Source organism: Ensifer sp. NM-2 (genome assembly GCF_003024455.1).
GTDB classification, from domain to species: Bacteria; Pseudomonadota; Alphaproteobacteria; order Rhizobiales; family Rhizobiaceae; genus Ensifer; species Ensifer canadensis.
Window position 1 is genome coordinate 985,205 of sequence record NZ_PVZR01000001.1, and the last position, 24,284, is coordinate 1,009,488.

General features: G+C 62.3%; 27 protein-coding genes and 2 pseudogenes. 11 read left to right on the forward strand and 18 right to left on the reverse strand.

Annotated elements, in window-relative coordinates; genetic code table 11:
• Nucleotides 1-7 precede the first annotated feature (7 nt).
• The 4 genes from C6558_RS04795 to C6558_RS04810 all read right to left on the reverse strand — a co-directional run bounded on the left by C6558_RS04795 (nucleotide 8) and on the right by C6558_RS04810 (nucleotide 3,091).
• On the reverse strand, nucleotides 8-670 hold the full coding sequence (locus C6558_RS04795) for a haloacid dehalogenase type II (protein ID WP_025426269.1): 663 nt from the start codon (nucleotides 668-670) through the stop codon (nucleotides 8-10).
• 181 nt (nucleotides 671-851) lie between these two features.
• On the reverse strand, nucleotides 852-1,412 hold the full coding sequence (locus C6558_RS04800; protein WP_025426270.1) for a phosphatase: 561 nt from the start codon (nucleotides 1,410-1,412) through the stop codon (nucleotides 852-854).
• 112 nt (nucleotides 1,413-1,524) lie between these two features.
• Nucleotides 1,525-2,565, reverse strand: a complete 1,041-nt coding sequence (locus tag C6558_RS04805; protein WP_025426271.1) for a zinc-dependent alcohol dehydrogenase family protein — start codon at nucleotides 2,563-2,565, stop codon at nucleotides 1,525-1,527.
• The gene (locus C6558_RS04810; protein ID WP_051509198.1) at nucleotides 2,537-3,091 is read right to left on the reverse strand and encodes a GNAT family N-acetyltransferase; all 555 of its coding nucleotides are present in this window, start codon (nucleotides 3,089-3,091) and stop codon (nucleotides 2,537-2,539) included. The genes C6558_RS04805 and C6558_RS04810 overlap by 29 nt, the downstream gene beginning before the upstream one ends.
• A gap of 160 nt (nucleotides 3,092-3,251) precedes the next feature.
• Between C6558_RS04810 and C6558_RS04815 the strand changes: the two genes are divergently transcribed.
• Complete coding sequence (locus C6558_RS04815) at nucleotides 3,252-4,133, forward strand: branched-chain amino acid aminotransferase (protein WP_107026902.1); 882 nt, start codon at nucleotides 3,252-3,254, stop codon at nucleotides 4,131-4,133.
• 21 nt (nucleotides 4,134-4,154) lie between these two features.
• Here the strand turns inward: C6558_RS04815 and C6558_RS04820 are convergent.
• The 3 genes and pseudogenes from C6558_RS04820 to C6558_RS04830 all read right to left on the reverse strand — a co-directional run.
• Nucleotides 4,155-4,595, reverse strand: a pseudogene (locus tag C6558_RS04820) (phosphotransferase); the annotation flags it as partial.
• 24 nt (nucleotides 4,596-4,619) lie between these two features.
• Entirely contained in the window at nucleotides 4,620-4,949 is a 330-nt protein-coding gene (locus C6558_RS04825; RefSeq protein WP_025426275.1) for a hypothetical protein, read from the reverse strand.
• Nucleotides 4,950-5,124: 175 nt separating this feature from the next.
• Nucleotides 5,125-5,460: a hypothetical protein gene (locus C6558_RS04830; RefSeq protein WP_025426276.1), complete on the reverse strand. Its 336-nt coding sequence runs from the start codon at nucleotides 5,458-5,460 to the stop codon at nucleotides 5,125-5,127.
• Nucleotides 5,461-5,684: 224 nt separating this feature from the next.
• Between C6558_RS04830 and C6558_RS04835 the strand changes: the two genes are divergently transcribed.
• Nucleotides 5,685-6,287: a superoxide dismutase gene (locus C6558_RS04835; RefSeq protein WP_025426277.1), complete on the forward strand. Its 603-nt coding sequence runs from the start codon at nucleotides 5,685-5,687 to the stop codon at nucleotides 6,285-6,287.
• 229 nt (nucleotides 6,288-6,516) lie between these two features.
• A complete protein-coding gene (locus tag C6558_RS04840) occupies nucleotides 6,517-7,401 on the forward strand; it encodes a metallophosphoesterase (protein ID WP_025426278.1) in 885 nt (294 codons plus the stop codon).
• Here the strand turns inward: C6558_RS04840 and C6558_RS04845 are convergent.
• Nucleotides 7,367-8,062, reverse strand: a complete 696-nt coding sequence (locus tag C6558_RS04845; protein WP_025426279.1) for a YafY family protein — start codon at nucleotides 8,060-8,062, stop codon at nucleotides 7,367-7,369. The two genes, C6558_RS04840 and C6558_RS04845, sit on opposite strands and share 35 nt — an antisense overlap.
• 132 nt (nucleotides 8,063-8,194) lie before the next feature.
• Between C6558_RS04845 and C6558_RS04850 the strand changes: the two genes are divergently transcribed.
• From C6558_RS04850 to C6558_RS04870, 4 genes are all read left to right on the forward strand, one after another.
• Nucleotides 8,195-8,833, forward strand: a complete 639-nt coding sequence (locus tag C6558_RS04850; RefSeq protein WP_025426280.1) for a LysE family translocator — start codon at nucleotides 8,195-8,197, stop codon at nucleotides 8,831-8,833.
• Nucleotides 8,834-9,041: 208 nt separating this feature from the next.
• Nucleotides 9,042-9,488: a cytochrome c gene (locus C6558_RS04855; protein WP_025426281.1), complete on the forward strand. Its 447-nt coding sequence runs from the start codon at nucleotides 9,042-9,044 to the stop codon at nucleotides 9,486-9,488.
• Nucleotides 9,489-9,741: 253 nt separating this feature from the next.
• The gene (locus C6558_RS04865) at nucleotides 9,742-10,656 is read left to right on the forward strand and encodes a cytochrome c (protein ID WP_025426282.1); all 915 of its coding nucleotides are present in this window, start codon (nucleotides 9,742-9,744) and stop codon (nucleotides 10,654-10,656) included.
• Nucleotides 10,657-10,832: 176 nt separating this feature from the next.
• Entirely contained in the window at nucleotides 10,833-11,507 is a 675-nt protein-coding gene (locus C6558_RS04870; protein ID WP_025426283.1) for a nitroreductase family protein, read from the forward strand.
• 221 nt (nucleotides 11,508-11,728) lie between these two features.
• Here C6558_RS04870 and C6558_RS04875 read toward each other — a convergent pair whose 3' ends face one another.
• From C6558_RS04875 to C6558_RS04890, 4 genes are all read right to left on the reverse strand, one after another.
• Nucleotides 11,729-12,310 carry a DJ-1/PfpI family protein gene (locus tag C6558_RS04875; protein ID WP_025426284.1) on the reverse strand — a complete coding sequence of 194 codons (582 nt, stop codon included), beginning with the start codon at nucleotides 12,308-12,310 and terminating at the stop codon, nucleotides 11,729-11,731.
• A 10-nt stretch (nucleotides 12,311-12,320) separates the two neighbouring features.
• Entirely contained in the window at nucleotides 12,321-12,824 is a 504-nt protein-coding gene (locus tag C6558_RS04880) for a GNAT family N-acetyltransferase (protein WP_025426285.1), read from the reverse strand.
• 257 nt (nucleotides 12,825-13,081) lie between these two features.
• Nucleotides 13,082-13,495, reverse strand: coding sequence for a helix-turn-helix domain-containing protein (locus C6558_RS04885; RefSeq protein WP_025426286.1), 414 nt, complete (start codon nucleotides 13,493-13,495; stop codon nucleotides 13,082-13,084).
• Nucleotides 13,496-13,607: 112 nt separating this feature from the next.
• Nucleotides 13,608-14,474: an alpha/beta fold hydrolase gene (locus C6558_RS04890; RefSeq protein WP_025426287.1), complete on the reverse strand. Its 867-nt coding sequence runs from the start codon at nucleotides 14,472-14,474 to the stop codon at nucleotides 13,608-13,610.
• A gap of 394 nt (nucleotides 14,475-14,868) precedes the next feature.
• Here C6558_RS04890 and bla point away from each other — a divergent pair, with 394 nt between their 5' ends.
• Nucleotides 14,869-15,753: a class A beta-lactamase gene (gene bla, locus C6558_RS04895; RefSeq protein ID WP_025426288.1), complete on the forward strand. Its 885-nt coding sequence runs from the start codon at nucleotides 14,869-14,871 to the stop codon at nucleotides 15,751-15,753.
• 159 nt (nucleotides 15,754-15,912) lie between these two features.
• Here the strand turns inward: bla and C6558_RS04900 are convergent, their stop codons facing one another.
• From C6558_RS04900 to C6558_RS04915, 4 genes are all read right to left on the reverse strand, one after another.
• Complete coding sequence (locus tag C6558_RS04900; RefSeq protein WP_025426289.1) at nucleotides 15,913-16,374, reverse strand: hypothetical protein; 462 nt, start codon at nucleotides 16,372-16,374, stop codon at nucleotides 15,913-15,915.
• Between the two features lie 105 nt (nucleotides 16,375-16,479).
• Nucleotides 16,480-18,813 carry a glucose/quinate/shikimate family membrane-bound PQQ-dependent dehydrogenase gene (locus C6558_RS04905; protein WP_025426290.1) on the reverse strand — a complete coding sequence of 778 codons (2,334 nt, stop codon included), beginning with the start codon at nucleotides 18,811-18,813 and terminating at the stop codon, nucleotides 16,480-16,482.
• 350 nt (nucleotides 18,814-19,163) lie between these two features.
• Complete coding sequence (locus C6558_RS04910; protein WP_025426291.1) at nucleotides 19,164-19,463, reverse strand: hypothetical protein; 300 nt, start codon at nucleotides 19,461-19,463, stop codon at nucleotides 19,164-19,166.
• Nucleotides 19,447-20,007, reverse strand: coding sequence for a GFA family protein (locus tag C6558_RS04915; RefSeq protein WP_025426292.1), 561 nt, complete (start codon nucleotides 20,005-20,007; stop codon nucleotides 19,447-19,449). The genes C6558_RS04910 and C6558_RS04915 overlap by 17 nt, the downstream gene beginning before the upstream one ends.
• Nucleotides 20,008-20,189: 182 nt before the next feature.
• Between C6558_RS04915 and C6558_RS04920 the strand changes: the two genes are divergently transcribed.
• Complete coding sequence (locus tag C6558_RS04920) at nucleotides 20,190-20,798, forward strand: TetR/AcrR family transcriptional regulator (protein WP_225906244.1); 609 nt, start codon at nucleotides 20,190-20,192, stop codon at nucleotides 20,796-20,798.
• A gap of 44 nt (nucleotides 20,799-20,842) precedes the next feature.
• Here C6558_RS04920 and C6558_RS04925 read toward each other — a convergent pair whose 3' ends face one another.
• Both C6558_RS04925 and C6558_RS04930 read right to left on the reverse strand, forming a co-directional pair.
• Complete coding sequence (locus tag C6558_RS04925) at nucleotides 20,843-22,348, reverse strand: YdiU family protein (RefSeq protein ID WP_025426294.1); 1,506 nt, start codon at nucleotides 22,346-22,348, stop codon at nucleotides 20,843-20,845.
• Nucleotides 22,349-22,509: 161 nt separating this feature from the next.
• Nucleotides 22,510-23,466, reverse strand: coding sequence for a homocysteine S-methyltransferase family protein (locus tag C6558_RS04930; protein WP_025426295.1), 957 nt, complete (start codon nucleotides 23,464-23,466; stop codon nucleotides 22,510-22,512).
• Between the two features lie 241 nt (nucleotides 23,467-23,707).
• Here C6558_RS04930 and C6558_RS41510 point away from each other — a divergent pair.
• Nucleotides 23,708-23,866 (forward strand): annotated as a pseudogene (locus C6558_RS41510) (TetR/AcrR family transcriptional regulator); the annotation flags it as partial.
• Between the two features lie 274 nt (nucleotides 23,867-24,140).
• On the forward strand, nucleotides 24,141-24,212 hold the full coding sequence (locus tag C6558_RS41515) for a hypothetical protein (protein WP_354006113.1): 72 nt from the start codon (nucleotides 24,141-24,143) through the stop codon (nucleotides 24,210-24,212).
• The last annotated feature ends 72 nt before the right edge of the window (nucleotides 24,213-24,284 follow it).

Genomic DNA, 24,284 nt, shown 5'->3' on the forward strand with positions numbered 1-24,284 from the left:
CAAAACCTCAGATACCGAATTGCAGACTTTCGAGCGAAGGCAGGATCAACGCCGGCCCCTGGTCACGATATTCGTCAGGCATGTCGGCCCGGTTGATCCAGACCGTGCGGAAGCCGAACTTCGTCGCCCCTGCAATGTCCCAGCGGTTTGACGACTGGAAGGAAACCGCATGCGGGTAAAGCCGATAGCGCGTGGTGACGAGATCATAGACCGCTGGTGCCGCCTTGTAGGTCTTCACCGTGTCGACGGAGAAGACGTCGTCGATGACGATCTCGAGCGCTGCATTGTGCACCGCTGCAGCCAGCATATCAGGTGAACCGTTGGAAAGGATCGCGAGCCGCGCTCCGCGCTCCTTCAGCCCTTTCAGAACGGCGGGAACCTCCGGGTAGCAATCGAGCGTCCAATAGGCATCAAGCAGCGGTTTCCTCAGCTTGCGGTCGGCGGAAGGGAAGCGGGAAAATGCGTAGTCGAGCGATTGCTCGGTCAGTTGCCAGAAGTCCTGATAGGCGCCCATCAAGGAGCGCACCCAGGAATATTCGAGCTGCTTGGCGCGCCAGAGTTCGGAGAACGCCTGTCCGTCCGGACCGATCTCGGCGGCATGGCGCCGAACCGCCGCATGCACGTCGAAAAGCGTGCCATAGGCATCGAACACATAGGCCGCGTGGGACATTCTTTCCTCCCGTCTGTCATCCCCGGCCACACAGCGGGACAAAATGTCATACCCCGTAAAAGCGTGGCCGAAAACAAAGGCTTACCGCATTGTGCCGGTGTTGGCACGCCGCGAATACCGTTCTTTTGCGCGATCATGTCAAAGATTTGTGCGTTGCACAACGGCATTGCGCCACCAGGCGTCAGCCTTTGCCTGGTTTCCAGACCTTTGCGGGGAAGCGGAGGGCCTGTTTGGCAAGCTTTCCCTTGAGCCCGAGCGCCGCATCGCAAAGCCCGACCACATGCCGGTTCGGCTTGGCTTCCGGCCGCAGGGCATGCAACGCCGCGGCCGCTTCCTCGGGCGACATGTACCGCGCAAGAATGCCGAGGCTCAGTGCCGTCGCGCGGCCGATGCCGCGCAGACAGTGCACCAGCAGATGCGCATCCTCAGGCAAGCCGTCGATAAAATTGAAGGCCGCCTCGATCGCGTCCGGACGGGCGGCGTCAGGAGCATCGGGGTCGGTGGCGTCGCCGAAATAGAGTTCCAGGTGCTTTTCGGGCGGCAGCTCGATCATCGACAGCAGCCGGCTCGCCGGCGCCCGCATCGAGATCAGGTGCGTCGGTGCCCAGAGCGCCCGATTGTGCCGCGCCTCCGTTTGTGAACTGATGACCATCTGGATGGGCCATCCGTTCGGATGGGCCGGATTGGCATTAAGAACGGGGCTGTAGAGTTCTTCCCCGGTGGCAGCTGCCGCTAGCGCCATGACAGGACCTCGTCGTGATTCTTCCTGTGGTGATTTTGCCCTGAAACCGGTTCTGACTTAAGGGCAAAATCGCATCCGCAGCCAAAAGCAAACAGGCTTTGGAATGTCCCCTTCAGAACCGTGTGATCACGCTGATGCCGAGATCGGTGGCGCGGTCCATCGAAACGAGGGCAGGGATCGCTTCCTCGAGCGAGATCTCGCGGCCGATCAACTGTTGCGGATTGAGCTTGCCGCCAGCGATCATCGACAGCATGGCGTCGTATCGCCAAGCCTGCATGCCATGGCTGCCATAGATCTCGAGCTCGTGGCCGATCACCTGCGCCATTGGGATTTCCGGCGTGGCATGGTCGCCGAGCATCAGGCCCACCTGCACGTGGCGGCCGCGCCGGCGCAGGTTCTTGATCGAGTTGAAGCAGGTGACGGGATGGCCGAGCGCGTCGATCGAGACATGGGCGCCGCCGCTGGTGATCTCCTTCACGGCACCTGCGACGTCGTCCGTGTCGCGGCCGTTGACCGTGGCAACGGCGCCGAGCTTCTTGGCGAAGGCGAGTTTTTCTTCGGAAATGTCGATCGCGATCGGATGTGCGCCAAGTGCAGCAGCAATCATGATCGCCGAAAGGCCGACACCGCCGCAGCCGTGAACCGCCACCCATTCGCCGCCCTTGACCCGTGCCTGGTCGGCGACGGCGCGAAACGAGGTGGCAAAGCGGCAGCCGAGGCTGGCGGCAGTCTTGAAGTCCATGTTCTCAGGCAGATGCACCAGGTTCTGGTCGGCGAAATCGAGTGCGACATATTCGGCAAATGAGCCCCAATGGGTGAACCCCGGCTGGAACTGCGCCTCGCAGACCTGCTGGTTGCCCGAACGGCATTCGCCGCAGCGGCCGCAACCGGAAACGAAGGGTACCGTCACCCGGTCGCCGACCTTGTAGCGCATCACGCCGCGGCCGGTGGCGGTCACGATGCCGGCGAGCTCGTGGCCCGGCACGTGCGGCAGGCGAATGTCGGCGTCGTGCCCCATCCAGCCATGCCAGTCGGAGCGGCACAGACCCGTCGCCTCGACCTTGACGACCACGCCGTTTTCGGTCGGCGTCGGATCGGCAAACGTGCGAATCTCGGGCGTCTTCTCAAAGGCGTCGTAGTACATGGCTTTCATCGGGGCACTCCTTGCGATGTCTGGCCGGTGCGGCGCGACCGTCTATGTGCCGCGCCATCAGAATTTCGTCGACCTCTTCCTCGCCGTCGAGCAGGCCACCTGGAACGCGCCCGATTTCGTGGAACTCTTCGCGCCTGTAGAAGCGGATGGCCGTCTCGTTGTCGGCGCGGGCGACGAGCTCCAACATCCGGATGCCGGTCGAGCGGGCATGGTCGGTCAGGTGTGCAAGAAGCTCGCGCGCCACGCCGGAACCGCGCGCCTCGCGGCGCACATAGACCATGATGATGGTGGCACGGTGCGCCATCCGGCTGGAGCGCTGGCGCATGAGTCCCATCATGCCGACAGGCTCACCCCCGTCGAGCGCGACGAAGACGGTGTTTGCGGCGAGCCTTGCCTGCCATTCCGCCGTCGACAGCCGCGCCCAATCCGCCGCGGTGGAAGCGAAGGCTTGCGGCTCGCGCTGCAGCGCCTCCAGCCGTATGCGGCGGAAGATTTCCACGTCGTCCTGATCAAGATGCCTGATGATGTGCACGTCTGCCCCTTTGCCCTGCGAGAGAGACTACGCGAGAGGCCGTTCCGGTGCCAGAATGGACGCCATGACATTTTTTGATGTACCCATTCACCCCCATGCTGCTTTTTCGAGCTATGGCGGAAGATACGGAAGACAAAACGTGAAGGAGACGCAGATGGCCGTCGATACATCCCCCCGCTCAGTGACCTGGACCTATGTCGACGGCGAATGGCTGTCCGGCAATCCGCCGCTGATCGGCCCGACCTCCCATGCCATGTGGCTGGGCTCGACCGTGTTCGACGGCGCCCGCTTCTTCGACGGCATCGCGCCGGACCTCGACCTGCATTGCCAGCGCGTCAACCGCTCGGCAACGGCGCTCGGACTGAAGCCGACCGTGAAGCCGGAAGAGATCGAGGCCTTGACCTGGGAAGGCGCCAAGAAATTCGACGGCCAGACCGCGCTCTACGTCAAGCCGATGTATTGGGCCGAGCATGGTGCGGCCGGGATGGTCGCCATCGATCCGGAATCGACCCGCTTTGCGCTTTGCCTGTTCGAGGCGCCGATGGGTAACGGCCATGGCGGCTCGTCTCTGACCCTGTCGCCGTTCCGCCGGCCGACGCTCGAATCCATGCCGACCGATGCCAAGGCCGGCTGCCTCTATCCCAACAATGCCCGCATCCTGACCGAGGCGCGGTCGCGCGGCTTCGACAATGCGCTGGTGCGCGATATGCTCGGCAACATCGCCGAAACCGGCTCGTCCAACGTCTTCCTGGTCAAGGATGGCGTCGTGTTCACGCCGGCCGCCAACCGCACCTTCCTTGCCGGCATCACCCGCTTCCGCGTCATGACGCTGTTGCGCGAAGCCGGTTTCGAGGTTGTCGAGGCGACGTTGTCGATGGCCGATTTCGAGGCTGCCGATGAGATCTTCACCTCCGGCAACTATTCCAAGGTCCTGCCGGTCACCCGCCTTGACGACCGTGACCTGCAGGCCGGACCGGTCGCCGCCAAGGCAAGCGATCTCTACATGGATTGGGCCCATTCGAGCCAGGACGCCTAACGAGATCGACTATGGCGCGGGTCAGGTTGCCCGCGCCACGGTCGCGGCCCAGGTCTCGACGCTGCGCAGCATCGTCGGCGCATGCTCGGGATCGTCAACGAGTTCGGCCAGTTCCGACAGCCGGTGCACGCCGGTCAGCACCGCGATGCGCCGGCGGTCGAGGGCCCGACCCGTCAGTTCTTCATAGGTTTCGACAATCCGCGCCGTCAGATCCGGCGAAATGAAGTTCGAATAGATGAACTCACGGTGAAGCGGGCCAATGCCTGAATCGGCAAAATCATAGATGCCGTTGAGCCGGCGCTCCCCATGGTCGAAGGCCATGTTCCAGCCATGGCCATCGAAGAAGCCGTAGGTGGAGCCGTGCGGGTCGGGGCCCAGGCGCTCGAAGGCTTCGACAGTTTCCGCCGCCAACGTGGCAAGGTCGGCCGGAAGAGCCGGCAAGGCCTTGCCCCGGATCGTCTCCACCGTTGGTCCGTGAAAGGCTGCTTAGCGCCCCTGCACGATCTTTATGAGGTTGACCGTAGGTTGGCCGGGGCGGACGTCCGCATACTTCAGCCGGCCCGATGCCAGAGCGCTCGTCAACCGCTTGCAGGTCAACGCCTGGACCTTGTTGATCGGAACGCTCATGATCAACGCGCCAGTTTCGAGGTCGGATTTCGACCATCTCTTGCTGATGCAATCCTTCACAATCGCTCTCTGAAGCGCGGGGCTGCCTTGAACCGCCGTCTGCACCGTCTCATACTCGCGCTGGCTTGGGGCGCAGGAGGCTAGGGTCAAAAGGGTAAACGCGAACGAAGCAATATGGATCGGTTTCATGGCAATCTCCGGTTGGAGAATTGCCGGTAATTGTGGCGGCTGTGATTCGCAACCCTGACGTTGGGCGGTGCGGTTTCCGGCCGGTTGCTCGACGATGAGAGCCGGAAACCGCTTGCATGAGCGCTTGTGCGCGCAAGCTCGCGCGAGCCTGCGATCACAGATCGCCGGCGACAGCCTACTTGTCTGCGGCCGGTGCCACGACCGTGACGGTGTCGGCTGCCAGTTCACCGCCGATTTCCACCGTCTTCTTCTGCTTGTCGTAGACGCAGATCTGGGTGACGGCATTTTCGGCGCCCTTGGGCTTGCCCGAGACCAGCGCCAGCCCGAAGCTTTCCGAGCCGAACGGATCGACGACGACGACCGGCTTGTCGAGCGAAGGGGCGGCCGCAATGCACTTCTCCGAAACGTCGGCCCGGAATTCTTCCCAGGCATCGCCTGAGGACGCATGGGCGCCGGTCGCGGCAAATCCGGTTGCTGCCACAAGGGCAAGGGTCAGGATCGGGCGATGCAGCATGTTCAGTCCTTATTCTCAACTGGTTGCAATGGGTGCACGCTGCCCGCGAAACGTGGCGCGAATGTGCTCGGGCCGCGGGCGCTTTCAAAATGATGTTGAAAGTATATTCCGTGGGTTGAGGAAAAATTGGCATCGCATCGGTTGCCTCCGTCAAGGCCGGTGCCTATGTTCCCGCTCACAGATTTCTTTGACGAAATCCCATGCCAAGAGGAGATGCCCACATGGCTTTCGAATTGCCGAACCTTCCCTATGACTACGATGCGCTGGCGCCCTACATGTCGCGCGAGACGCTCGAGTACCACCACGACAAGCACCACCTCGCTTACGTGACCAACGGCAACAAGCTTGCCGAGGAAGCCGGTCTCTCCGACCTCTCGCTCGAGGAAGTCGTCAAGAAGTCCTATGGCACCAACCAGCCGCTGTTCAACAATGCCGGCCAGCACTACAACCACATCCACTTCTGGAAGTGGATGAAGAAGGGCGGCGGCGGCACCAGCCTGCCGGGCAAGCTCGACGCAGCCATCAAGTCGGATCTCGGCGGCTACGACAAGTTCCGTGCCGATTTCATCGCGGCTGGCACCGGCCAGTTTGGTTCGGGCTGGGCATGGCTTTCGGTCAAGAACGGCAAGCTCGAAATCTCCAAGACCCCGAACGGCGAGAACCCGCTCGTTCACGGCGCTTCGCCGATCCTCGGCGTCGACGTCTGGGAACATTCCTATTACATCGACTATCGCAACGCGCGCCCGAAGTACCTCGAAGCGTTCGTCGACAGCCTGATCAACTGGGATTACGTACTCGAAATGTACGAAGCGGCTTCCAAGTAAGCCTTCCCAAGCCTCGACTTCAGGACCCGGCGCTTGCGCCGGGTCTTTTCGTTTGGGGGTGACCGGTGGAGGCGGGATGCTCGGCCGTCACCAACGTGTCATCGCCCGGCGCTACTGCATGTTTCCTTAAATCGTCTTCGATTTAAGGATAAAAACATGCAGCAATTCAAAGTGCTACAGCAACCTTTGCGCATCTAATAGGACGCGCAGCGCTGTAGGGAGAAGCACCATGCACGCAGACACATCACCTCTCCTCCGCTTCGGCGTCATCGCCGACCCGCAATATGCCGCTGTGGAACCGAACCTCGTCCTCGGCCGCTATTATGCCAACAGCCTGACGAAGCTCGCCGAAGCGATCGAGACCTTCAACGCCGAAGACCTCGCCTTCGTGGTGACGCTCGGTGATATCATCGATCGAGGCTGGCAGAGCTTCGATGCGATCCTGCCGCTCTACGACAAGCTTCGTCATCCCAAGCATTTTCTGCTCGGCAATCATGATTTCGGCGTCGATCCGGAGAAGCTCGGGCAGGTTTTCGGCCGGGTCGGCATGCCCTCGCCCTATCAGACATTTGCGATGGCCGACTGGCGGTTCGTGTTGATCGACGGAAACGAGGTCAGCCTTTTCGCCCCGCCACCCGGCGACCCGCGGCGAACCGCAGCCGAGACGTGGATCGAGACGCTGAAATCGCAAGGGGCCGATAACGCCCATCCCTGGAATGCCGCGCTCGGCGACGTGCAGTTCGCCTGGCTGGAGGAGACGCTGCGCAAGGCGGAGGCTGCCGGCGAGCAGGTGGTCGTCATGGGCCACTACCCGGTCTATCCGCCGAACGCCCACAACATGTGGGACAGCCAGCGCATCGTCGATCTCTTCGGTCGTTTCAAAAACGTCGGCGCCTATTTCTGCGGTCACAACCACGACGGCAATTACGGCCTCGCCGACGGCACTCATTTCGTCAATATCAAGGGCATGGTCGAGACGCCGGATACGACAGCCTATGCGATCGTCGAGATCCATGCGGACAGAATGGCAATCCGCGGCTACGGCCGCGAAACGGATCGAACCCTGCAGTTGGAGACGATCATGCCCCGCCTGGTTGTGGCCGCCAGCCGCTGATCCAGAGGTCCCGCAGGCCTTCGCCTTCGCCTGGAAAGAAGTCGTCGGTCGCTTCGCAATGTTCGACCCGATCGGCGCGGAAGTTGCGGATCGCCTGACGCAGCTCGCACCAGGCGACGATATTGGCGGTTTCGGAATAGTAGATCAACGCGACCGGCCGGATCGTCCGCTCGGTGGCGCGGCCGAGTTCGTCGCGATAGTCGATGCCGAGCTTGCGTTCGTCGCGGATCGCGCGACGCACCAGTGCCAGATCGACGCCGGTAGGTGAGGGTGCCACCGTTCCCCAGGCATGCAGCGCCTGTGAGCGAAGCGCAAGCCGCAGCGGTTCTGGCACAGCACCTGTGATCTTCTGATTGACGCGGCCGGCTGCCGCCCTCAGCTCCTCGTCTCCGGTGCGCGCCAGCAGCGCCAGCGCCAGTACGATCGCCTCGGTTTCCTCGATCGAGAACATCAGCGGCGGCAGGTCGAAGCCGGGGCGCAGGATATAACCGATGCCGCGACCACCTTCGATCGGCACGCGCATGGCCTGTAGGGCGGCGATATCGCGATAGATCGAGCGCGGCGTCACCTCCAGCGTCTCGGCCATTTCAGCGGCGGTCACCGGCTTTCGGGCCAGCCGCAGGATCTGGATAATCTCGAACAGGCGCGAGGCCTTGCGCATCGAAAAAACTCCGCTGTTCCAAAACGCTCCTGACAAGACCCTGTCAGTTGGCGACGCTTATAACATTGGGCAACGGATTGAAAAATAAGCAATCCGCTCAGGCAACGATCGAACGGACCTCGGACAACTGACATGAGCTATACGGAAAATCTCTGGCTTTTCTTCACCCTTCTCTTCGGCATCATCATCGTGCCGGGCATGGATATGATCTTCGTGCTGGCGAATTCGCTGACCGGGGGGCGAGCCTCCGGCCTGTCGGCGACGGCCGGTATCATGGCGGGCGGTGTCCTTCACACCCTCTACGCGGCGCTCGGGGTCAGCGTCATCCTTCATCTGGTGCCGCAACTGTTCAACGTGCTGCTCATCGGCGGTGCCGCCTATATCGCCTGGATCGGCTATTCCCTCATCCGCAGTTCCATCACCATCGGCGGTATCGACGGCGCCGCGCGGCTGTCGCGCTGGGCGAGCTTTCGTCAGGGCGCACTCACCAGCCTGATGAACCCGAAGGCCTATCTCTTCATGCTGGCGGTCTATCCGCAGTTTCTCAAACCCCAATTCGGGCCGGTATGGTCGCAGGCGGCGGTCATGGCGTTGATGATCGCCACCACCCAGCTTGCCGTCTATGGCGGCTTGGCGCTCGCCGCCGGTCGCGGCCGCGACTTTCTCGTCGGCAGCCCCGGTGCGACGGTTCTGATCGGCCGTATCGCCGGCGTTGTTCTGGTGCTGGTCGCAGCTTTCACCGTCTGGCAGGGCTGGGCCGGCGGACGGTAGAGCCGTCACGTACAAACATGACTGCTGTAGTCATGTTATTGGAACGACGCGGTCGAGACGATCAAGAATCGCGCGGCCGCGTCAAATTATGCTGTTGTGACAAGGACATCAAAAAAATGTTACTTCCGTCGAAAGGCTAAAATGACATCATGCCGGCGCATTCAACACGAAGGCCGCAGATGCGGATTCGAATGACCGGGAGATCACGATGAAGATACGCGCTCTAATGCTTGCGGCCGCCCTCGCTGGGCTTGGCGTTACCGCCGTGACCGCGGCTGACGAACCGCAGGCGGTTCGTCAGGCCCTGATGAAGAAGGTTGGTCAGGCTGCTGGTGCGCTCGGTGGTATCGCCAAGGGCGAAAAGCCTTATGACGCTGAGATCGTCAAGGCGTCGCTGACGACCATCTCCGAGACGGTCAAGGTCTTCCCGGACCATTTCCCGGCCGGTTCCGAAACCGGTTTGGAGACGGAAGCAAGCCCGAAGATCTGGGAGAACATGGACGATTTCAAAGCCAAGGCGGCCAAGCTTGGTTCTGACACCGACGCCGTGCTCGCCCAGCTTCCGGCCGATCAGGCTGGCGTCGGTGCGGCACTCGGCATGCTCGGCAAGGATTGCGGCAGCTGTCATGAGACCTATCGCCTGAAGAAGGACTGACGGTAGGTCGTTCTCCCCGAAATTCTCAGACGATGCGCCGACTGTTTCGGCGCATCATCGCGCTGTTGCCGCAGTAAGGTTGTGGCTTGTCACGCAGTTTTGAGTGTGAGCGAACCTACTGCATGTTTCCTTAAAACGTATCCGATTCAAGGATAAAAACATGCAGCAATTCAAAGTGCTACAGCGGCCTTGGCGCGTCTGATAAGACGCGCGGCGCTGTAGCGGGTTGGGGATGCAGTTGAAAGGAAGCCTGATGGGCCGACGGATTAGAAAGCTGGTCTCGGGTCTCGTGATTCTGGGCCTTGTCGGCGGTGCGGCCTTTTGGTGGCTGACCAAGCCCGCGCCCTGGGCGGCGGCTCATTGGGAGGGTCTCGGAGAGCCAGATCTGACCAATGGCGAGCAGATTTTCTGGGCCGGCGGCTGCGTCAGCTGCCATGCAAAGCGCGGCAGCGAGGGTGACGCCCGGCTGGTTCTTGCCGGCGGGCCGCCGCTAAAAAGCCCATTTGGCACCTTCCACGCGCCGAATATCTCGCCTGACGAAGCGGCCGGTATCGGCGGATGGACGCTTGCGGAATTCGGCAACGCCATGACGCGGGGCGTCGGTCGAAACGGCGAACATCTCTATCCGTCCTTCCCCTACGCCTCCTACATCAGGATGACGCCGAAGGATGTCAACGACCTCTGGGGCTACATCAAGACGCTGCCGAAGGCGAGCGACGTTGCGCCGGACCACGAGCTGCCGTTCCCCTATAATATGCGGTTGGCGCTCGGCGGCTGGAAGCTGCTGTTCCTCACCGACACCCCACGCGTGACCATCGATGCCGCCGATCCGAAGCTGACGCGCGGCCAATATCTGGTCGAAGGGCCGGGTCATTGTGGCGAGTGCCATACGCCACGAAACGCGCTTGGTGGCTTCGAGCCGGCCCAGTGGCTGGCTGGCGCGCCGAACCCGGAAGGTAAGGGACGCATCCCCGACATCACGCCGGGCTCGAAGAGCATCGGCGGCTGGAGCGCCTCCGACATCGCCTCCTATCTCGAAACCGGTTTCACGCCGGAATTCGATTCCGTTGGTGGCTCCATGGTCGAAGTCCAGAAGAATATGGCGAAGTTGACCGCTGCCGACCGCGAGGCGATTGCCGCCTATCTCAAGGCCGTTCCCGCACTCTGAAGCGTAGTCCGGGCCGCTTGATTCCGGGTGGTCGGCACGCTCTAACGTCTCCTGGAACTACTGCATGTTTCCTTAAATCCTATTCGATTTAAGGATAAAACATGCAGCCATTCAAAGTGCTGAAGCGACCTTGGCGCGTCTGATAAGACGCGCGCCGCTGTAGGAGAAGACTTGCCATGCGTGCTCATGAAACCGTGCCCTACGACCAATGGATCGAGCGCAGCCCCGAGGAGATGGCAGCGCGTGCGGCTGAATTCTACGAGGACATCAACCGCCGCCGCACCACGCGCTCCTTCAGCGAAAGGCCGGTGCCGAGCGCGGTGATCGAGACCTGTCTGCTGGCAGCCGGCACCGCCCCGAGCGGCGCGAACCACCAGCCCTGGCATTTCGCGGTCATCGAAAGCCCTGGCATCAAGGCGAAGGTGCGTGAAGCCGCCGAAGAGGAGGAGCGCGTCTTCTATCAGCAGAAGGCCCCGCAGGAGTGGCTCGACGCGCTGGCGCCGCTTGGCACCGATGAGGACAAGCCGTTTCTGGAGACGGCGCCCTACCTGATTGCCATCTTCTCGCAGAAGCGTGGTGGCCCCAATCCGGGCGACACGAAGAAGAACTACTACATCAACGAAAGCGTCGGCATTGCCACCGGCATTCTGATCGCGGCGCTGCACCATGCCGGGCTCGCGACACTGACCCATACGCCGGCGCCGATGAATTTTCTCAACGAAATCTGCGGACGGCCGGACAGCGAAAAGCCGTTTCTGATCCTGGTGGTCGGTTACCCCGCGCCCGACGCGACCGTGCCGGTGGCCGGCAAGGTGAAGAAGCCGCTTGAGCAGATATCGACCTGGTTGTGATCGCCGAAGCATGTCGCGCAAAAGTGTTCAGCGGTTTTGCGATGCCGACAGGCGCAAAAGACAAAGATTTTGAAGCGCGGCAAGCGAATCCTACTGCATGTTTCCTTAAATCCTATTCGATTTAAGGATTAAAACATGCAGCCATTCAAAGTGCTACAGCGACCTTTGCGCGTCTAATAAGACGCGCGGCGCTGTAGAGATCGTGATGCGCTTTAACTTGCTCATGCGGCTGTCGTTGCTGCCGCATGTTCCCGGCCATAAAGCGCTGCATAGCCGTCGAGTTCGGGCGAGCCGAGACCGAGCGCGCGAAAGATCTCGACCGCAAAGGTGACCGGCGCCGTGCCGGCAGCCGTGACCACACGGTTGTGGCTGAGAGCCTGCGGCTGATCGCGATAGGAGCCGTGTCCGTGATAGCCGCGGAGTGACGCAAGGCTGTCCGCGCTGTTTCCGGTGTGATCCGTGGCGTCGAGAATTCCGCTCGACGCCAGCGCATCGACGCCGCCGCAGATGGCGGCGACCAGCCGTTCCTGCCGATGGAAGGAGCGGATCGTGGTGGAGAGGTCGGGGGCGTCGGCGGTTCCCCAGATCGCGCCGCCGCAGATCACCAGGCCATCGAAGCCCGCGGGGTCGAGCGCGTCGATCGACAGATGCGCGGAGACGTCGAGCCCGCCCATCGACGTGACTGCCGCGCCGTCCAGGGTGGCGACGTCGATATCGACGCCGAGGTGAGCGCGCGCCGTCGCCATCAACAACGCGCATTCCCAATCCGCAAACCCTTCATGAAGCACGATTGCAAGCCGCATCGCCTCATCCTCAGCCAAGTTTCTGCATATAGCGCATGCCCGTTACCGGGCGAGGTACGAAGCGCTCGGATTCGTAGAAGTGATGGGCCTTGAAATTACCCGTGGCGGCGCTGACCGACAGGTAATCGCAGCCGGCCATCTTCGCCTGTTCGCGCGCCTTGGCGACGAGGTGGCGGCCGATGCCGGTGCCGCGATTGTCGGAGCGCACGAAGAGATGATGCAGCTCCATGCCGCGCGCGCCTTCCGCAGCCCGGTAGATCGGCACGAGGATGGCGTAGCCGATCAGTCGGTTGCCGGCCTCCGCGACAAGCGCGGTGATCCAGGGCGTGCGACCGAAGAGGTCGCGCTCGAGCTGCTCCGGCGTGATCGGGGCTGCGTCGCCGTGATGGGCGGCGAGTTCCGCGATCATTTCGCGCAGTTCGGGAAGGTCGCGCTGTTTGGCGCAACGGATCGTCACCATCGGCGGCCGCGTCGATGGCAGAGGATGGAGAGAGGGGATGGCGGTCTGTAGCATTGTCGGCTCCTCATGGTTCTCTAGCCATCAGGTGCCGTGAAAAACAAAAGCCGCCTGATGGCGGCCTTGTTGAAATTGATCAGCAGGCCGCTCCTATGGGAACAGCCAAAAATACGCGCGGCAGATGGGTGCGTTCTTGATCATGTGCGTAGATTGTCCGTTTCCGCGCTTTTGTCAACGGGGATTTTTGCACTGAGTTGGAGACGGGTCGCGACTCCGTTCGAAGTCGGCCCAAGTCTGCAGCCTCGCGCCGGCGCTCAATGGTCGCTGTCGCACATGGAATGGTCTGCAAGCGCACGGATGACGTAGCAATCGCCGATCGTGTGGTCGCCGTTGCAGGCGACGATGCGCTCGAGCTCGCGTTCCAGTTTCTGCAACTGGGCGATTTTCTCCCGCACGGTGATCAGGTGTTCCCTGGCGATACGGTCTGCTTCGCCGCAGGGGCGCTCCGGATGCTGGCTCAAGGCCAGCAGATCGCGGATCGATTCGATCGAAAGCCCCAGATCGCGTGCATGGCGGACGAAGGCGAGACGTTCGAGTTCGCGTTTCTCGTAGCGCCGCTGGTTGCCTTCGGAGCGTTCCGGGGCCGCAATCAACCCCATCTGCTCGTAGTAGCGGATTGTCGGAATTTTTACGCCCGTGCGGCGGGAGAGATCGCCGATCGAATACATGTCCATGCTCCAAACCTATAGCTTCTGGAGCATTAGATAATCGCTTTCCGGCGACGGTCAATGTGGGGCTGGGAGGAAAGGCCCGATCGGGCCTTTCCCTTGGCGATGCCGGTTAGCGTGCGAGAAGGGCAAGCAGCGTCTCGTCGAAGAGATCGCTTTCCTCAAGCTGCGGTGTGTGGCCGCTTTTTTCGAACATGCGGACCGTCAGATCCGGAAAGTCCCGGCGATAGGCGTCCCAGGTCTCGGCCGGCGCAACGAGATAATCGCATTGCCCGAGTGCCAAGAGCACCGGCATCGCAAGCCGGTCGAGCCCGTCCCGAATATCGATGTCGCGAAACACTTCGCCCCAGAGATGGTCGAAGACGGGATTGTTGACGGTGACATCACGCCATAGCGGTGCCGCGTCGAAGGCGGGTAGATGCCAGCTCTTGGCGCCAAGACGGATGAGCAGCGACTTGAACCGCTCCTCCGGTCGGGCGGCGATATCGGTGCCAAGTTCGGCCATCTCGCGCTCGAAGATCGCCTTGCGCTCCGGCGCGACCAGCTCCTCCCACCGGCGATCGGCAAGCGCCGTATGCGCGGCGGAATGGCTCGGTCCGGTGCCGACCATGATCACGTGGCTGATATTCTGGGGATGGCGTTTGGCGTATTCGAGCGCCATGTAGCCGTGGCCGGAGTGCCCGAGGACGGCGAAGCGATCGAGACCGAGATGCCGGCGCATCCACTCGATATCGTCGAGGACCACGTCGAAGCCGATATCATCGCGCGTGTAGGACGCATGCGCCGGCGCGAAGCCGCGGTGATCGATGAAATGGAGCTTTGTCCGCTGGCGCAGTTGCTTCGAGAAGGTACTGGGATAGTAGGCGGCGCTGCCAATGACGAGCAGCGGCATGCCGCTGCCCTCGATGCGATAGCCGAGCTCGAACGGACCGGCGCGCAGGCTACCGGTTTCAGGCAGGGATGAACTGGTCGTTGTCATGGATATGATCCTGCAAACGGCCGGAGAACGATGGCTCAATGGTTGGCGCTCTCATCGGCCTTAAAAAAATGCCCACGCCAAACGGTGCCGCGAGGCGGCCTTGGCGTCGGTGGTTCTTTCTTGCCGGTGAGCGTCGCTAACGGATCAGGCGCACGGATCAGTATCCCTGTTTTGTTGCGACTTCATACCAGTCCGCTCTGTTGAGCCGCAACCGTCGAATCGAGACATTCGGGCCGTCATCCTCTCATTCGAAAAAAGGTGGCACAAGGACGCCACAATCACCGCCTAGCGATCTGCACGGCACTCGATTCGGCCCAGCGTCGATCCGAATGCATGTTTTGCAACAGTTAGTTAGAGCGTCGGCATATATGCGTGGCGCACGACGGAGGAACACGTGCCGCTGCTCATCAATCGCCGCCAATTGCTCGTCGGCTCCGCGCTGATCTATCCGGCAATCGCCCTCGGCCCGGCCGCAAAAGCCGCCACCGGCGGCGATGTCGATACACGCCTTGCCGAACTCGAAAAGCGCACGGGCGGACGGCTTGGCGTTTCCGTTCTCGATATGGAAACCAACGTGTCGTTCGGCCGCCGCGAGAGCGAGCGTTTCGCCATGTGCTCGAGCTTCAAGACGCTGGCGGCGGGATTCGCGCTCGCCCGTGCGGATCAGGGCGCCGAAAAGCTTGATCGCCGTATCGTCGTTGCGCAGAAGGATATCGTCGCCCATTCGCCGGTAACCGAGAAGCATGTCGGCGGCGAGGGCATGACGATCGCCGAACTCTGTGCCGCGACGTTGACGACAAGCGACAACGCGGCGGCAAACCTTTTGCTGGAAAATTTCGGCGGTCCGCCGGCGCTGACCGCCTGGTTGCGCACGATCGGCGATGAGACCACGCGCCTCGACCGGAACGAGCCCGCACTCAACGAGGCGAAAGTGGGTGACCCACGCGACACGACCACGCCTGCCGCAATGCTGGAGACGCTCGGCAATCTTGCTTTCGGCCCCGTGCTGGCGGAAGCGTCGCGCAAGCTGTTGATCGAGTGGATGGTCGCCAATACCACTGGCGACCTGCGCATCCGCGCCGGCCTGCCGAAGGCCTGGAAGGTCGGCGACAAGACGGGAACCAACGGCAACGGCGCCGCGTCTGACATCGCCATCGTTTGGCCCGAGGGTAGGGGACCGCTCCTGATCGCGGTCTACATCGCTGAGGCGACGGCGCCGCTGGCTGAGCTGAACACCGTCTTTGCCGATGTCGGCCGGATGGCGGCGGAGATGGTCTAACCGCCGATCGTCAGGTGAGCACTGGTCATGGCGTCTTCAGCTGTCTTCAATCTGATAACCTGGCCGCTGCGACGTCCAGCATTGTTATAGTCAAGGCGATCTACAGCATTCCGGGCATGAAGCCCCAGAAATGTCGTCGCGTTGAAGCTTGCAGGCGATTCATGCGGCGCTTCCGTCGGCGATATCGGATGCGGTATCGTCGCGCTGCTGGTCGATGCCCATCGCGCGTTCGACCGCCTTGCGGATTTCCTCCTCGATCGCTTCGCGCTGCTCCGGATCCATCGCCTTCAGCTCGTCTTCGGTGATGCCATGCGCTTCCAGGATCTGTGCACGGATCTGTTCCGCCAGGCTCATCTTGGCGCGTTTCAGGAATTCGTCGCTGACTGAATCGCCGGAGGCGGTCTGTTCGCCGCTTCCGATCGAAGGCTTGGCCTCTTCTTCCCGGGATGCGCTGATCCAGAAGGCGTTCGATAGCGAGGCCGACGTGGATGCCGGCGCAATGGTCGGCGAGAGCCGCGGGCGCGTGTCACCGCCGCCAGTTTCTTCGAGCGGCATGACCGTTCCCGATTGGGCACGGCGCTGCGAGAAATAATAGTTGGAGATGCTGCTATCGATCTTCATGGGAAGCCCCCGGAATCTGCTGTCCGGGGGAGGCTGCTTCTGGTGGCTTGCGCGGGGCTTGCCGATGCAACCCATTAGCGAGAATTAGGGATGCCTTTTCGCGTTTTAGGGTAGGGTATAGGCGATGACGTAGTCTCCGGGCTTTGTGCCGACCGAGCCGTGGCCGCCGGCGACGATCACCACATATTGCTTGTCGCCGACCGTGTAGCTCATCGGCGTCGACTGGCCGCCGGCCGGAAGGCGCGCCTCCCAGAGCTGTTCGCCGGTCGTCACGTCATAGGCGCGCAGATAATCGTCGACTGCCGCCCCAAGGAAGGCGACGCCGCCCTTGGTGATCATCGGTCCGCCGATGCCGGGAACGCCGACTTTGAAGGGCAGCGGCAAAGGCGTCATGTCCTCGACGGTGCCGTTCTTGTGTTTGTAGGCGATCTTGCCGGTCCTGAGGTCGGCACCGGCAACATAGCCCCATGGCGGCGCCTGGCAGGGGATTTTTAGCGGGCCGAGGAACGGGCCCATGAAGACGCCATAGGGCGCGCCGTCGTTGCGGTTGAGGCCTTGCTCGGATCCCTTTTCGTCCTGGCCCTTCGGCGGGATCTGATCGCGCGGAACGAGACGAGAGGTGAAGGCGAGGTAGGTCGGCATGCCGAACATCACCTGTCGCTCCGGGTCGACCGCGACCGAGCCCCAGTTGAACGTGCCGAAGTTGCCGGGATAGACGAGCGTTCCCTCAAGCGACGGCGGCGTATAGCGACCCTCGTATTTCAACGAGCGGAACGATATGCGGCAGGCGAGCTGATCGAACATCGTCACGCCCCACATGTTCCGCTCTTGCAGCGGGGCGGGCATGAAGGTCAGGCCGGAGACCGGCTGGGTCGGTGCGGTAAAATCTTCCGGGATTGCGCCCTTGGGTGCCGCGACTTCCGCAATCGGGATGATCGGCTCGCCGCTCCGTCGATCGAGCACATAGATGTCGCCCTGCTTCGTCGGACCGACGAGTGCCGGCACGACCGTGCCATCCTCCTTGGTGACGTCGAGCAGTGCCGGTTGTGCGGGCACGTCCATGTCCCAGAGGTCGTGGTGCACCGTCTGTTGCACCCAACGCACAGCACCGGAGTTGATATCGAGCGCGACGATGGAGGAGGAATATTTCTCCACGTGCTCGCTGCGCCCCATGCCGAGCTGGTCCGGCACCTGGTTGCCCATGGGAATATAGACGAGGCCAAGGCCCTCGTCGTAGCTGAATACCGACCAGCTGTTGGGCGAGTTGGTGCTGTAGGTCTGGCCCTCGGCAAGCGGCGTCGCTACATCGGGATTGCCGCTGTCCCAGTTCCAAATGAGCGCGCCGGTGTTGATGTCGAAGGCGCGGATGACGCCGGATTGCTCCTGGGTGGAATAGTTGTCGTTGACGGCGCCGCCAATGATCAGCTTTCCGGCAACCGCAACCGGCGGCGAGGTCGAGTAGTAATAACCGGCCGGATTGTATTTCATGCCCTTTTCGAGGTGCAGCACACCGTTGTCGGCAAAGCCGGTGCAGACGGCGCCGGTTGCCGCATCGAGCGCGATCAGGCGGGCATCGGATGTCGGCAGATAGACCCGCTCGGCGCAGACGCTGCCGGCGGTTGCCGCCGGGTCGGCCCAATAGGTGACGCCGCGGCAGGTCTGGTGCTGCCGGTCAGGGTTCATGCCGGAGTTGCTGTCATATTTCCACTTCTCTTCGCCGGTCGCCGCGTCAAGCGCGATCGCCCAGTTGTGCGGCGTGCAGGCAAAGAGCGTGTCCTTCACCTTGATCGGCGTCACCTGATAGGTGGTCTCGCCCACGTCTTCGGGGCGTTTGATGTCGCCCGTCTGATATTGCCAGGCGACCTTGAGATTGGCGACATTTTCGGGCGTGATCTGATCGAGCGGCGCATAACGCTGACCGAATGGCGTGCGCCCGTATTGATGCCATTCTCCTGATGGTACGTTGCCGCCGAGAGGCGGATTGGCGGCGACCACGTCGCTCGGCAGATCGCCGCGGATGTCGTGCGGATCCTGGGTCATCGAGTAGCCGGCAATGCCGATCGACACGAGCACGGCAAGCGCCAGCGGCCAGGCACTGGCGGCATACCGTTCTCCTGTCGGGCTCTCAAATCCGAGCGGACGCCGGACCGCCGGTAGCATCAGCCACAGGCCGAGCAGCACGATGATGCCGCCACGAGGGCCCAGTTGCCACCAGTCGAAACCGACTTCCCAGACGGCCCAGGTGAGCGAGCCAAGGATGACGAGCGTATAAAGCCAGATGGCGGCGGCCTTGCGCATGAAGAGAAGGATGGCCGTCAGCAGGAAGCCGATGCCGGCGATGAGATAATAGGGACTGCCGCCAAGCATCAGGAGCTTGGCTCCGCCGCCGCCGAGCGCAAGGCCAATGAGGGCGAAGACGATGGCCGCCAGAATGAGCATGGTGGGAACTCCCGAATTGAAGAACGGCGCCGTGGCACGGCTTTTTCATTGAGGCGGCGCGAATGAGCGGCCGCGCGGGAAAAAATCGGTTTCGGGGTCGGCGGTCGCGAAGGAGGCCGCGGCCGTCAGATCGGGCTTGGGCAAGTCACGCGACTGCCCGCCCCCTAGCACCTAACGCGCCGGTCCTGCCTTTCAATAGCCATAATTTCGCAGCGCAAAAAATTAGGGTGCCCGCAATGAAGTTGCGCGCCGAGGGATCGAGTGACGCTTTGCTGCTTTGATGTGAGGGGGCAGCCGTCGTCACGCGGCAGACGATCACTGTCGCGCGCTCACCGCGCGGTCTCGGCTGACTAAGCGAGCCGAAGGCGCAGCGGTTTGGTGTTTTCCCGACGCAGCACGCCCTTGGCCTCGAGATCGAGCTGGACGGCCTTCAGCCACCAACCGGCCTTCGCGCCGCCTGGAAAAAGATCGTCCGGCAGCAATGGCAGCAGCTTCTGCTTGGCTTCCGCGATCGTGAGGGCGGACTGCTCACGCGATAGGGCGGTGAGAAGCGCATCCTTCATTGCATCGTACTTCACCTTGTCGACACGTGTGACGTGTCCTGGGGAAACGATGTTCTGGATCTCGACCTTTTCACGTTCCATGGCCATCAAGCTCTCCCTTGACATAGTCGATCTTCGGGGACCGGAAAGCCATTGCCGCCCAGGCGCCGATCAGCTTCAGCATGGATTTTCCGGAATGACCGGCGTAGCTCGGCAGGTCGTTCTTGACGCTGACATCTGCCCGGCGGTCCCGCGTCATTACCCGCATCTGCAGGGGTGGGCGGGCGTCCTTGTCGAGACGATGCCGGTAGAGCGTCAGCCAATGGCCGCTGGTAAACTCGAGAAACATCGGCGCATTGCAGCAGGTGGCGACGACACGGCGGGTCTTCGACGTCGGCGTCAGCCGGTGCTCGCGAAGCTGATCGGCCCCACGCACGCAGTCTATCCGATCCTTGCGGAAGAGCACGAAGTCCGTGGACCCATCGCTGTTGAGTACTGGTGCGGCGCCGGGTATTGCCTCGAGCAGTGCGCCTGCCTTCCGGCAGCTCGCGCAATAGCAGGCGGTCGCCACGATCGGCCTGCCGACGGCGTGCATCTGCACCCGCCCGCAGTTGCATTGCGCATTCAAGGTCCGGTTTTCGCTCTTGCTCACCCGCCGTCTCCGCCTTCATAAGAAATCAAACTGTACCGTCCAGTTTGATTTGTCAATGCGGTCGTGCTACTGCGACCTTTGCGCGCCTAATAAGACGCGCGGCGCTGTAGTCAGGAACTTGTGCTATCGCGTGCTCATCTGAGAGGTCGTGGTTGAGAATGACGAATCCCGTCGAGACGCGAATGACGAGAAAGCGCCAGTCCATCCTGACTGCCGCCACTGAGCTGTTTCTGCAGCGCGGGTTCCTCGCGACCAACATGGACGAGGTGGCGGCGATGGCCGTCGTGTCGAAACAGACCGTTTATGCCCACTTCGGAACCAAGGAGGCGCTCTTCCTCGATATTGTCACCGGCATGACGGGCGTGGCCGGTGATGAGCTGGAGGAGCAGGTCGCCGATCCCATAGATGGGCGCCCGATCGAGGATTTTCTGCTCGATTTCGCCGAGCAGCAGCTGGCGATCGTCATGACGCCGCGGCTGATGCAACTGCGGCGCCTGGTGATTGGCGAGGCGGAACGCTTTCCGGAATTGGGCAAAAGACTGCATGCGAAGGGGCCGCGTCGTTCGATCGACAGGCTCAGAAAGGCCCTTGCTCATTACCGCGAGGCCGGCGATGTCGAGGCGCAGGACCTGCGCGCCGCTGCGTCCTTCTTCAACTGGCTGGTGATGGGCGAGCCCGTCAACGATGCCATGCTGCTCGGCGATCGGGCGATTCCCGATGCCGGTGCTCTTCGCGCCCACGCAAGGGAAAGCGTGCGGATATTCCTGTCGGCCTATGGCCGAAAGCCATAGGCCACGACTACCGGGCGCGCGCACTATGCTGCCGTCGATTTACCTCACGTGCCGCAGAAGGTTTGCCGCACTTCCTCTTCCGGCTGCGGCGGATCGGCATAGGCGGTAAAACGCGGCTGGTCTTCGTAGGGCTTGGACGTCACGTCGACGAGCGCTTCGAACAGCGAGAAGTCGGCATCTTCCGTCGCTGCTGCAATCGCCTGTTCGATACGGTGGTTGCGCGGAATATAGGCCGGGTTGACCGCCCTCATTGCCACGGTGCGCTCGCCTGCTGCGCCGGGCTCTCGCTCCAGGCGCTGTCGCCAATCGGCAAGCCATGAGGCAATCCTGGCAGGGTCGGTGAACAGGGATATCAGGGCAGCGTCCGCCGCTGGATCGGCCGCACAGTCGCAAAGCCGGCGGAAGGTGAGGATGAAGTCGGCTTCACCGTGATGCATCGCCGTCAGCAGCGCCTGGACGAGATCAAGGTCGCCTTCCTCCTCGCCGACAAGCCCGATCTTGCGGCGCATGCCGTCGAGCCAATGCCGCTGGAAGATCGCGCCATATTCGCCGAGCGCATCGTTCGCGAGATCGACCGCGGTCGCCGCCACCGGATCAAAGAGCGGCACCAGCGTCTCGGCAAGCCTCGTCAGGTTCCATTGGCCGATCGCCGGCTGGCTCGCATAGGCGTAGCGTCCGAACTGATCGATCGAGGAGAACACCTTCTTCGGATCGTAGGCATCCATGAAGGCGCAGGGGCCGAAGTCGATGGTCTCACCCGAGATCGTCATGTTGTCGGTGTTCATGACGCCATGGATGAAGCCGACATGCAGCCAGCGGGCAATCAATACCGCCTGCCGCGCGACCACCGCCTTGAAGAAGGCGAGATAGGGGCGCTCGTCATCCCGTACCTCCGGGTAGTGGCGGTCGATCGCATAGTCGGCCAGGGCCTGGACCGAAGCCATGTCGCCGCGCGCCGCAAAAAACTGGAAGGTGCCGACGCGGATGTGACTTGCCGCAACACGGGTAAAGACGGCACCCGGCAGGATCTGCTCGCGATAAACAGGTTGGCCGGTTACCACGGCGGCAAGCGCTCGCGTCGTCGGGATGCCGAGCGCGAACATGGCTTCGCTGACGATGTATTCACGCAGCACCGGGCCAAGCGCTGCCCGCCCGTCGCCGCGTCGCGAGAACGGGGTCTGTCCCGGTCCCTTCAGCTGGATGTCACGCCTCTGCCCGTTCCGATCGATGACCTCGCCAAGAAGGATCGCGCGGCCATCGCCGAGCTGCGGCACGAAGGTGCCGAACTGGTGGCCGGCATAGGCCATGGCGAGCGGCGCGGCACCGGCAGGCACGCTGTTGCCGGAAAAGATCTGCCCGCCGTCGCGCCCGAGACTGTCGACGTCGAGGCCGAGTTCTTCGGCAAGCGGCCGGTTGAGCTTGATCAGCCAGGGTTCGGCAACCGGTGTCGGGTCGACACGGGCGAAGAACTGCTGCGGCAACCGCGCAAAACTGTTGTCGAAGCGAAAGACGTCGGTTTCGGCGGTCGGCGAAGGAGGCGCGTAGTTCATGGTTCTGCGGTCAGCGGTTTCTGCCGGGACTTCCGGCCACCGCCCTTTCGCGCCAAGTCTACACGAGCTGTCCCCGTTTCGCGAGGGTTGACAGACGAGGCGGCGCCCTCCCGCGAGAGGTCGTTCGCGGGAGGGCCGGGAGGGCGAGTACCGTCTTCGTTTCAGGCGCTAAGCGCCGTCGGCGATAGGCAGGCCTCGCAAATCGCCGCGATATGGCGGTGGTCGGTGCCGCAGCAGCCACCGAGAACGCGCAGTCGCGGCAAACGATCGGTCAGCATCCGATACTGCTGGCCGAGCGCCGTCGGATCGCCGGGATCGAGCGTCTCGCTTTCGTCGAGCTCGCTGTGGCTTTTCGTCGAGGCATTGGCGCGGATGCCGCCGATCCTGTGGACCCAGGCGCTACCGGCATCGAGACTCGCGTCGAAGTGGTCGGGATGGGCGCAATTGATCATGTAGTATTGCGGAAACCGGCCGGTCGCCGCATCGACGGTCTCGATCGCATCCTTGAGCGCGCGGCCGTTCGGCAGCCGCCCGTCTGTCTCCACCGTAAACGAGATGGCGCAGGGCATGCCGTGGCTCTGCGCCGAGCGGGCGATGCCGATTGCCTCGTCGATATTGGTGATCGTATAGGCGCAAATCATGTCGGCGTCGCTGACGGCGAAGGCAGCGACCTGTGCGGCATGATAATCCTCGGCCTCGTCAGGGCTCATGCGACCAGCCCTGTAGCCGTCGCCACGCGGGCCGATCGCACCGCTGAGCACGATCGGGGCCCGCGGCCGCTCGTACTCGGCGCGCAGTTCCGTCAGCAAATAGACGGCATCCTGGTTCAGTTCGGCGAGCGCCCTGGCATCATAGCCAAGCTTGGCGCCCCAGTCGGCGCTCGCACGCCAGGTCGCAGAGTCGAGCACGAAGCCAGTGCCGTGGTGTTGTGCGATGTCGAGATAGCGCGTGTAGTAGTTTAGCAGCCGCCGTCGTCCTTCGGACGTCGACAGCAGGACGAAGGAGGCAAAGTGCGGGAGCTCGACGCCTTCGTGAAAGATCAGCGTCGTTTCCATGCCGCCGTCGCTGAGAAAGGTTGCACCTTTCATGAGCGGCAGGCTGCGTCGGTATTTGGCCATGTCGGTCTCCACCCGTTTTTTGCTAGCGTTGGATCCCGGCGGAGCGCTCCCATTCCCGCAAGGATGGTTAAATTTCTGCCTTTTTATCGTCTTCTAAACTAGGCGACTTAAGGTATACTATTGCTAATATACGTAAATATCTCAGTGAAATCATAGGCTTGCTGGTTGCGATTTGCCGCGGCATTGCTCGCTGGTCGCCATGTCATTGGTGGAAACTGTACCGAAGGTAGGGAAACGGCTAATGCGAAAGGGTGAGGAAACGCGCGCCAAGATTCTCGACGCCGCCGAAGTCTCGGTGCTGGCGAAGGGATTTGGCGGGACCTCGATCGATGAGTTGATCGCCGAGACCGGTATCACCAAGAGCGGTTTCTTCTACCATTTTCGCGACAAGAACGAGCTGGCGAAGGCGCTGCTCGAACGCTACGTTGAAAACGACGAGCGGATCTATGACGAGATCTTCAGCCGGGCGCGCGAGCTTGCGGACGATCCGCTCCAGGCGTTTCTGCTTGGCCTCAAGCTGTTGTCGGAACTGCTCTCCGATCTTCCGAACGGTCACCCCGGCTGCCTGGTTGCGGTGATCTGTAGCCACGAGCGTGCCTTCGACCGCGACATACAGGAGATCAATCGGCAAGCGGCGCTGATGTGGCGCCGCCGTTTCGGAGCGATGTTCCGCGATATCATGCAGGTCTACCGGCCACGTGAGCCGCTGGATGTCGACCAGCTTGCCGACATGGTCTCAACGGTGATCGAGGGTGGCATCATCCTGTCGAAGGCGCTGAAGGAGCCTAAGAACCTGCCCGCCCAGCTGCTGGTCTTCC

What these genes read in the sequence shown, in the direction of transcription:
- C6558_RS04795 (WP_025426269.1), bottom strand. Translation starts at nt 670, where the DNA reads ATGTCCCACGCGGCCTATGTGTTCGATGCCTATGGCACGCTTTTCGAC.
- C6558_RS04800 (WP_025426270.1), bottom strand. Translation starts at nt 1,412, where the DNA reads ATGGCGCTAGCGGCAGCTGCCACCGGGGAAGAACTCTACAGCCCCGTT.
- C6558_RS04805 (WP_025426271.1), bottom strand. Translation starts at nt 2,565, where the DNA reads ATGAAAGCCATGTACTACGACGCCTTTGAGAAGACGCCCGAGATTCGC.
- C6558_RS04815 (WP_107026902.1), top strand. Translation starts at nt 3,252, where the DNA reads ATGGCCGTCGATACATCCCCCCGCTCAGTGACCTGGACCTATGTCGAC.
- C6558_RS04825 (WP_025426275.1), bottom strand. Translation starts at nt 4,949, where the DNA reads ATGAAACCGATCCATATTGCTTCGTTCGCGTTTACCCTTTTGACCCTA.
- C6558_RS04835 (WP_025426277.1), top strand. Translation starts at nt 5,685, where the DNA reads ATGGCTTTCGAATTGCCGAACCTTCCCTATGACTACGATGCGCTGGCG.
- C6558_RS04840 (WP_025426278.1), top strand. Translation starts at nt 6,517, where the DNA reads ATGCACGCAGACACATCACCTCTCCTCCGCTTCGGCGTCATCGCCGAC.
- C6558_RS04845 (WP_025426279.1), bottom strand. Translation starts at nt 8,062, where the DNA reads ATGCGCAAGGCCTCGCGCCTGTTCGAGATTATCCAGATCCTGCGGCTG.
- C6558_RS04850 (WP_025426280.1), top strand. Translation starts at nt 8,195, where the DNA reads ATGAGCTATACGGAAAATCTCTGGCTTTTCTTCACCCTTCTCTTCGGC.
- C6558_RS04855 (WP_025426281.1), top strand. Translation starts at nt 9,042, where the DNA reads ATGAAGATACGCGCTCTAATGCTTGCGGCCGCCCTCGCTGGGCTTGGC.
- C6558_RS04865 (WP_025426282.1), top strand. Translation starts at nt 9,742, where the DNA reads ATGGGCCGACGGATTAGAAAGCTGGTCTCGGGTCTCGTGATTCTGGGC.
- C6558_RS04870 (WP_025426283.1), top strand. Translation starts at nt 10,833, where the DNA reads ATGCGTGCTCATGAAACCGTGCCCTACGACCAATGGATCGAGCGCAGC.
- C6558_RS04875 (WP_025426284.1), bottom strand. Translation starts at nt 12,310, where the DNA reads ATGCGGCTTGCAATCGTGCTTCATGAAGGGTTTGCGGATTGGGAATGC.
- C6558_RS04880 (WP_025426285.1), bottom strand. Translation starts at nt 12,824, where the DNA reads ATGCTACAGACCGCCATCCCCTCTCTCCATCCTCTGCCATCGACGCGG.
- C6558_RS04885 (WP_025426286.1), bottom strand. Translation starts at nt 13,495, where the DNA reads ATGTATTCGATCGGCGATCTCTCCCGCCGCACGGGCGTAAAAATTCCG.
- C6558_RS04890 (WP_025426287.1), bottom strand. Translation starts at nt 14,474, where the DNA reads ATGACAACGACCAGTTCATCCCTGCCTGAAACCGGTAGCCTGCGCGCC.
- C6558_RS04900 (WP_025426289.1), bottom strand. Translation starts at nt 16,374, where the DNA reads ATGAAGATCGATAGCAGCATCTCCAACTATTATTTCTCGCAGCGCCGT.
- C6558_RS04905 (WP_025426290.1), bottom strand. Translation starts at nt 18,813, where the DNA reads ATGCTCATTCTGGCGGCCATCGTCTTCGCCCTCATTGGCCTTGCGCTC.
- C6558_RS04910 (WP_025426291.1), bottom strand. Translation starts at nt 19,463, where the DNA reads ATGGCCATGGAACGTGAAAAGGTCGAGATCCAGAACATCGTTTCCCCA.
- C6558_RS04920 (WP_225906244.1), top strand. Translation starts at nt 20,190, where the DNA reads ATGACGAGAAAGCGCCAGTCCATCCTGACTGCCGCCACTGAGCTGTTT.
- C6558_RS04925 (WP_025426294.1), bottom strand. Translation starts at nt 22,348, where the DNA reads ATGAACTACGCGCCTCCTTCGCCGACCGCCGAAACCGACGTCTTTCGC.
- C6558_RS04930 (WP_025426295.1), bottom strand. Translation starts at nt 23,466, where the DNA reads ATGGCCAAATACCGACGCAGCCTGCCGCTCATGAAAGGTGCAACCTTT.